8 protein-coding genes and 1 pseudogene are annotated in these 7708 nt (G+C 53.1%); all 9 read right to left on the bottom strand.

Annotation, left to right across the window (positions count from 1 at the left end; all coding sequences use genetic code 11):
- Positions 1-462: hypothetical protein (locus tag ACOJWD_RS07465; RefSeq protein ID WP_486992597.1), on the bottom strand; the 462-nt coding region annotated here is incomplete at its 3' end.
- Positions 459-1358, bottom strand: coding sequence for an ATPase, T2SS/T4P/T4SS family (locus ACOJWD_RS07460; protein ID WP_486992596.1), 900 nt, complete (start codon positions 1356-1358; stop codon positions 459-461). The genes ACOJWD_RS07465 and ACOJWD_RS07460, both read right to left, overlap by 4 nt.
- Positions 1359-1908: 550 nt before the next feature.
- On the bottom strand, positions 1909-2382 hold the full coding sequence (locus tag ACOJWD_RS07455) for a CD1247 N-terminal domain-containing protein (RefSeq protein ID WP_486992595.1): 474 nt from the start codon (positions 2380-2382) through the stop codon (positions 1909-1911).
- Positions 2383-2491: 109 nt separating this feature from the next.
- Entirely contained in the window at positions 2492-3049 is a 558-nt protein-coding gene (gene efp / locus ACOJWD_RS07450) for an elongation factor P (RefSeq protein WP_486992594.1), read from the bottom strand.
- An 82-nt stretch (positions 3050-3131) separates the two neighbouring features.
- On the bottom strand, positions 3132-3554 hold the full coding sequence (locus ACOJWD_RS07445; RefSeq protein ID WP_486992593.1) for a type II 3-dehydroquinate dehydratase: 423 nt from the start codon (positions 3552-3554) through the stop codon (positions 3132-3134).
- On the bottom strand, positions 3555-4796 hold the full coding sequence (locus ACOJWD_RS07440; protein ID WP_486992592.1) for a serine hydroxymethyltransferase: 1242 nt from the start codon (positions 4794-4796) through the stop codon (positions 3555-3557). It abuts the gene before it with no gap.
- Positions 4796-6262, bottom strand: coding sequence for an aminomethyl-transferring glycine dehydrogenase subunit GcvPB (gcvPB, locus tag ACOJWD_RS07435; protein ID WP_486992591.1), 1467 nt, complete (start codon positions 6260-6262; stop codon positions 4796-4798). The genes ACOJWD_RS07440 and gcvPB overlap by 1 nt, the downstream gene beginning before the upstream one ends.
- Positions 6247-7584 (bottom strand): aminomethyl-transferring glycine dehydrogenase subunit GcvPA, encoded by a 1338-nt coding sequence (gene gcvPA / locus ACOJWD_RS07430; RefSeq protein WP_486992590.1) that lies wholly within the window; start codon positions 7582-7584, stop codon positions 6247-6249. The genes gcvPB and gcvPA overlap by 16 nt, the downstream gene beginning before the upstream one ends.
- A gap of 3 nt (positions 7585-7587) precedes the next feature.
- Positions 7588-7708, bottom strand: a pseudogene (locus ACOJWD_RS07425) (glycine cleavage system protein H); the annotation flags it as partial.

The following is a 7708-nucleotide window of genomic DNA, read 5'->3' as shown; positions in this document are numbered from 1 at the left end:
GGGAAACACGCGGCCGTCATGCGACTTTTGATATCGCGCTTCACTAATGAGACGCTCCAGTTCGTGCGCGACGCTTTGCAACTGGGATTTCTCATCATGAGGCTCTGACTTCCCTAGAGAACGGCCAAAGTCGCTGAGTACTATCACGTCATCTTCGAACAATTCCGGCAGACTAGCTAATAAAGTGCCCCAGAGGTCCTCCAGAACGGCATCAGGATGCTGCAGATCCTCGATCAATATCAGTATCGGTGGTTCGAGAATCCGCTGCCCTCGGACCGCCTCTCGCAACGCGGGACCGAGAGGCACCAGCTTCCATTCCATTAATGGTTCAAGATGTCTGAGTAACCGTTGCCACTCTTCTAACACCTGCAAGCGATTGCGATAGGGACTACCTGCCATGCGAGCCATGCCTATGGTGGCGATGAGCACCAGACTCACCGCCAAGATTCGCACACTGATCACGGCACCCCTCCCATCCGTTTCACCTGCACAATGGTTCCTGCCCGAGGTGTAGAACTGAGCAGCACCAATGCATGAAATGTGCCATCAGAAAGCACCTGACGGTATCGCGACCTCTCCATCAGTTCCTCCCAGGTTCTAGCGTGGGTGGTGGCAATTACGTCCACCCCAGCAAATCGCGCTCGGCGCACCGCCTGCAGATCTTCCTCGTCGCCCACCTCATCCACCGCGATTACGTCGGGTCCGAGTGTGCGCAAGGCCACGGCAATGCCTTCTGGCTTGGGCCAGTGGTCTAAAACGTCCGTGTGGTATCCCAAATCATAGCCAGAGGCGCCGGTCCCCCCGAATCCGGCCACCTCTGACCGCTCATCCACCACCACGACCCGTTGACCGTGGTCGCCAATGACCCGGACGAGGTCGCGCAGCATGGTGGTCTTGCCCCCGCGCGGCGGCGACGCGATTAACCACGAGCCGGGCAACACCTTTTCGGCTTGAAGTTTCTTAAGCAGTTCGTCTCCGGGGCCGATCACCGTTTTTCCCACGCGAACATTAATTCCAGAAATTTCGCGCATCGTGGTGATTACCCCGTCATGCATGACAGCCCGACCCGCAATGCCGACACGATGCCCCCCTGGGAGTGTGATATAGCCGTGGCGCATTTCTTCGACTCTGGTATACAACGAATGCGCTACGAGGGCTGATAGCAACTGTTCCATATGGCCGAACGTTAACACTGATGGCACCAACTCAGGAACAGCGACGTTCCACTGCGTTCCATACAAATGAAGCGGACGACCTACCCTAAAACGAATCTCTTCCAAGGTGGCTCTTTTGGCGGTGGGTAGCTCTGAAATGGCATGGCGCCACGGATTCGGCAGATATTCCCACGCTTCCAACACCACCACCCCCCGAAAGCCCCGGGACCTCGTCCCAGTTGTCTAATGTCTATGGACAACGTCACCAAGTTATTCCAATTTGACGTCGCTGGGATCCCATGAGGAGGGGAGAAAATGTCATAGGCGCATTCCCCCTGGGAGTGGCCATTAAGGGGATTTTTAACAAAGTCTTACAAGAATGTCTCCGGTGAGCCATCATGGTATAACGTAGGGACGCGCTAAAAACGTGTGCGGATTCGCGTCTCCCTCAAACCAGCTGAGGGTCCCCCCGTTCACTTTTTGGCGCCGGCAACAAAGGTGACCGGTGGCACGATGCACCTAGAGCATAGCTGAAGTCAATAAGCGACGATCACGCTTAGATAAGTCCGCCCAAACGGGAGAGGCAAAGACGTAGAGAAAGGGCACATGAGACATCCTTGAATGGGAATGCGCCAATTGGACAGTACAAAGGGCCTCACGCAGACCGGACAACTAGTCACCACAGTGGTAAGTCAATATGCGCGAGCCCATTTTCGGAACAAAAACGCGGCACTTATGTGCCGCGCTGTAACGTCTATTCGATGAAGTCTTGATCCTCGTCCCAGTGCTCATCGGGCTTATCATCATCAATCACTATATAGTCTTCATCTGAATCAAAGACTACATTGCCACAATGAGGACAGGTCAATTGGATGCCCTCTTCATCAAATAGTGCTTCATTAAAGGAGGATTCGAGTTCGCATACTGGGCACTCTAGTTCAATATAGGATACTTCGTCATCCTCATCGAATAGATCGGTTTCATCATCATCATCATCGTCATCACCGAGGTAAACATCCTCTTCTAAAGACATCAAGTCGGAGTCAATCTCCTCAACATAATCTTCAAGCTCTGTCTGATTCTGTGCCACCTCTTCAAGATCCAGCGACAGTTCACGAAGAACACCGACGACATCGGCGAGAATTTGTCCTTCCCGGCCGTGGTCGCGAATGTCCAATTTCTCTGCCAGATTTGCTAATTGTGAAACACGACGCCGCAGCTCTGCCACAAATCCACCTCCTCTTCCGTTACATCCATAACCTAACCATCTCGCACAGTTTCATGCACAAAAAAGACGACACTCCACGAAGAGTGTCGTCTTTACAATGCCATCGAACCTACGCACGGCCGACGTATAATCCGGTCCTGGTGTCAACCGTTATCAGTGAACCCTCTTCCACGAACAAGGGAACTTTCACCACGGCACCAGTCTCCAGTTTAGCTGGCTTGGTCCCTCCCGTGGCGGTATCTCCTTTGAATCCCGGATCGGTCTCCACGATCTTCAGATCGACGCTATTCGGCAGTTCCACGCCAATACTTGATCCCTTAAACATCACCACGTGGCATAGCATGTTTTCTTTAAGAAACCGCACGCCATCACCAATGTCAGCGCTAGACAATTGAAATTGCTCAAAGGTTTCCGTGTCCATAAAAGTATATTCGTCCCCAGTGTTATACAGGAACTGCATTTCCCGTTTCTCCACCTTGGCTGCAGGAACCCGCTCTCCAGCATTAAACGTACGCTCCACTACACCACCGGTCTGAAGGTTTTTTAGTTTGGTACGCACAAATGCCGAACCCTTTCCAGGCTTGACGTGCTGAAACTCAATTACTTGAAATAATACTCCGTCAATCTCCACTGTTACCCCGTTGCGAAAATCATTACTCGAAATCATCAAAACGCTCCCATCATCAGTTTCGGTCCTCTAGCGGACGGTTCCTATTCACCATATCACATCACATGACTCGTGACCAACGTCACGACTCGACTAAAAACCGAATCGCCAGCGCGTATCCCTTGAGTCCCAATCCCGATATTTGTCCTTCCACAACCGACGCCAATACAGACCGGTGACGAAACGACTCTCGAGCATAAATATTAGAAATGTGTACCTCCACCGCGCGGAAGTCCATCCCATCCAATGCATCCCGTAGCGCGTACGAACTATGGGTATACGCTCCGGCGTTAATAACTAAAAGGCGTATTCCTTGATCATGCCAGGCCTCTAATCGATCAATCAACCCGCCCTCGCTATTGGATTGAAAAAACTCCAATTGCACCATGGGAAATTGCTCGCTCAAGCTGGCTTGCAAAAATTCCAAGCCGTGATTCCCATAAATATCGGGTTGACGGACGCCGAGACGGCCTAAATTTGGCCCGTTGAGAATGGCTACCTGCATTTACTCCTCCAATCCCGGCAAGGGATGGGCTTTCGCAAGCTGACGTACGCGTTCCTGCATGAGGCCATAGTTGGCCTCATCGTCTGCGAGAATAGCCTCAGCGATAATTTCTGCCAGTACATCCATGTCGTCAGTATTTAGTCCCCGCGTGGTGATCTGAGGTGTTCCAATCCGAATCCCCGACGTGACCATCGGCTTCTCGGTATCAAACGGGATGGTATTTTTATTGACCGTAATACCGACCCGCGCTAGTCTCTCCTGAGCCAACTGACCCGTAATGCCACTAGCTTTCACATCGACCAACATCAAATGGTTATCAGTCCCTCCGGAGACCAATCGCAAGCCCAGCCGCGTTAAGATCTCGGCTAGTCTCGAGGCATTACGGAGCACCTTCTCTTGATAGTCACGAAATTCCGGTTGCAAGGCCTCATGAAATGCCACCGCCTTTCCGGCGATAACATGCATCAGTGGGCCACCCTGCAATCCCGGAAAAACGGCCTTATCGATAGCCTTAGCCCACCGATGATTCGTTAATATAAATCCGCCGCGTGGACCACGCAAGGTCTTGTGGGTGGTAGACGTCACAAAGTCACTATAGGGCACAGGGCTGGCGTGAAGACCGGCAGCCACCAGCCCAGCGACATGAGCCATATCCACCATTAGGAGAGCCCCGACCTCATCGGCAATCGCCCGAAATGCCGCAAAGTCCCATGCTCGAGGATAGGCGGATGCCCCCGCCACAATCAGCTTGGGGCGCACTTGGAGCGCCTTGTCTCGCACCTGATCCATGTTAATGCGCTCGGACTCCCGGTCCACTTGATAGTGTTCAGCGTGATACCATTGGCCAGAGATGCTCACCGGACTTCCATGGGTCAGGTGGCCACCATGACTCAACTCCAACCCTAAAATGGTATCCCCCGGTTTGAGCACGGTTAGGTAGACCGCAAGATTGGCCGGTGCTCCGGCATGTGGCTGGACGTTGGCGTGTTCGGCAGAAAATAACTGCATGAGCCGGTTCCGAGCCAATTCTTCAACCACGTCCACCTCTTCACATCCGCCATAATAACGGCGCCCTGGATATCCTTCAGCATACTTATCAGTCATCACCGAACCCACTGCCGCTCGCACTGCCGGAGAGGTCCAATTTTCGGACGCAATCAGCTCTAAATGCTCGTTCTGTCGTCGTTTTTCAGCCTCAATTGCAGCATACACCGCGGGGTCAATTTTGCGTAAATCCCGCATCAAAAGGCCTCCTTTTGCCATTCATTCCAGGTCAGAATGGGATGTCTTGCTGCGGTAGCCTCGTCGAAACGACTGACCACGGTATCATGCGGTGCATCCCGAATCAAATCCGGACTTTTGTCAATCTCGTGATCGATAGCGGTCATCGCCTCAACAAAGGCGTCCAGCACCTCTTTAGATTCAGTCTCCGTCGGTTCAACCATGAGCGCTTCATCCACCACTAAAGGGAAATACACGGTGGGAGGATAGTAGCCATAGTCGATAATGCGTTTGGCGACATCCAGTGCCCGAGCCCCCCGACCCTTTTGTGCACTCAATGACAACACGAATTCATGCTTCACTGTACGCTGGTAGGGTGTCTGATAGTGTGAACTCAATTGCTTTAACAGATAGTTGGCATTTAATACGGCGGTATCGGATACCATTCTCAGGCCGTCTGCACCATGCGAGCGCATGTAAGCGTAGGCACGCACTAACACCCCGGAATTCCCATAGTACGAACGCACCTTGCCAATCGACCGGGGATGATCATAGGTCCATTGCCAACCTTTCTCGCCTGCTTCGAGCCGAGGAAAAGGAAGATAGGGAATTAGCGCCGCTTTCACCCCGACTGGTCCGGCGCCGGGTCCGCCACCACCATGGGGAGTGGAAAAGGTCTTGTGCAAATTCAAATGCACCACGTCAAATCCCATATCTCCGGGTCGTACCCTTCCCATAATGGCGTTGGCATTGGCTCCATCATAATACAAGAGCCCACCTGCCGAATGGACAATGTCGGCTATCTCTAAAATATCTTCTTCAAAAAGTCCTAGGGTATTTGGATTGGTCAGCATGAGACCGGCCGTCTCTTCGGTGACCATTTCTCGAAGCGCCATCACATCCACCCCACCGCGACTGTTGCTGGGCACAACCTTCACTTGAAAACCCGCCATGGCGGCCGTGGCCGGATTGGTGCCATGGGCAGAGTCAGGCACCAAAATGGTGGTGCGTTTCTCACCACGGTCCTGTAAATAGGCCCGAATCATCAAAATCCCGGTCAATTCCCCGTGGGCTCCAGCAGCCGGTTGCAGTGATACCGCATCCATCCCGGAAAGTTCCTTCAATCCCTCTTCCAATTGATGAAAGAGTTCCAGCAGTCCTTGCACAGACTGGTCGGGCTGCAACGGGTGAACATCCTTGAAACCGGCTAAGTTAGCCGCCCAATCATTGACTTTGGGATTATATTTCATCGTGCATGAGCCTAGCGGATAAAAGCCAGTGTCCACACCATAATTAAACCTGGACAGTTGGGTATAATGCCTAACCACATCATTTTCGGCGACCTCAGGCAACCCTAGCGCGCTGGACCGCACCAGCCGGTCAGGAAGATACTCCTGAGGATCGTGATGCGGAATACTGGAATGCCCCTCAAACCGCACTCCCCGACGCCCAGGCTGAGAACGTTCAAAAATTACCGGGATATCCACTGTCGAACCTCCTCGATGAGACGATCGCAGTCGTCTTTAGTGCGCTTTTCGGTCACTGCTAGCTGCCATAGTCCCTGCCACTCAGCCTCCCAGCGGCCGAGATTGGCCCCGCCTAAGATGCCTTGACTTAAGAGATGACGATTCAGATCGTCAAGATCACCCGGCACCCGGACGGCAAACTCGTACAGAAATGGCGCACTGGGATCAGGTCCACGAAGCAGCCCCAGCTCCTGCAACTGATTCGCCAAATAATGTGCGGTATCAGCTGACTGGATAGCTACCTCACGTAAACCCTCAGGCCCTAACAGCGACATGTAAATGGTGGCCATCAGCGCATTGAGTGAATGATTAGAGCAAATGTTGGAAGTCGCCTTCTCTCGGCGGATATGCTGCTCTCGCGCTTGCAAGGTGAGCACAAAACCGCGTCGATCATGCCGGTCCCGGGCGACCCCGACAATCCGGCCAGGAATCTTACGGACCAATGGTTGCTGCACCGCAAAAAACCCCAAGGTTGGCCCCCCATAGTTAAGCGGATTGCCTAAGGGCTGCCCTTCGCCCACCACAATGTCAGCCCCCAGTTCACCTGGCGGAGTCAAAATGGCCAAACAGACGGGGTCGGTTGCGACAATGGATAGCGCCCCATATTGGTGAGCCATCTCGATCGCTTGAGCCCCGTCGCTGAGGTTCCCCAGCATGTCCGGATATTGTGCGACCACTCCGGCCACGCCCCCCTCCCGCAAGACGACTTCCAGCTCCTCCAACGAAGTCACCGTCACCATGTCTCCGTGACGCGCTTCAATATAGGTTTTGACCACTTGACGACTATCCGGGTGTACCCCTCGCATAGCCACTATCTTGTGTTTGTCGCGCCCGTGAGCTAGAGCTAAAAGCGCCGCTTCCCCTACGGCGGATGCGCCGTCATACATCGACGCCTGCGCCGCATAGGTTCCGGTTAGCGACTGAATCATGCTTTGGAATTCAAAAATCGCTGCTAATGTGCCTTGCGAGAGCTCTGCCTGATAGGGTGTATAGGAGGTGACAAATTCGCCGCGCGAAGCCAGCGACCCGACGGCGGCGGGAACATAGCGGTCGTAAAATCCTCCGCCCAAGAAACAAGGCATGGAAAGCACATCCACGTTCTGGTTTGACAGATTGATAAGGTGCTGACTCAATTGCATTTCATCTAGTTGCGGCAGAAGCGAGAGTGGTCGTGACAAACGGGCTGCGGAAGGGATATCCGAAAACAATTCGTCAACACTATCAATGTTTAACACCTTCAACATGGCCTCAATCTCATCGCGAGTATGTGGTATATAGCGCACCGGTTATTCTCCTTCGGCGTGTTTTTGGTAATCTTCGGCGGATAACACCTCACCTAGCGAGACATCCTCTAGCGAGAATATCCACCCTTCACCAAAAGGATCCGCGTTGACGAGCTCTGGCTGT

The organism is Sulfobacillus sp. TH-112 (assembly GCF_057473405.1).
The sequence above is the reverse complement of the archived record's forward strand: the minus strand, read 5'-3'. Positions and strand labels throughout refer to the sequence as shown.

Excerpts from the sequence above, each read along its gene's own strand:
- ACOJWD_RS07445 (WP_486992593.1), bottom strand. The coding sequence starts at position 3,554 with ATGCAGGTAGCCATTCTCAACGGGCCAAATTTAGGCCGTCTCGGCGTC.
- ACOJWD_RS07440 (WP_486992592.1), bottom strand. The coding sequence starts at position 4,796 with ATGCGGGATTTACGCAAAATTGACCCCGCGGTGTATGCTGCAATTGAG.
- efp (WP_486992594.1), bottom strand. The coding sequence starts at position 3,049 with ATGATTTCGAGTAATGATTTTCGCAACGGGGTAACAGTGGAGATTGAC.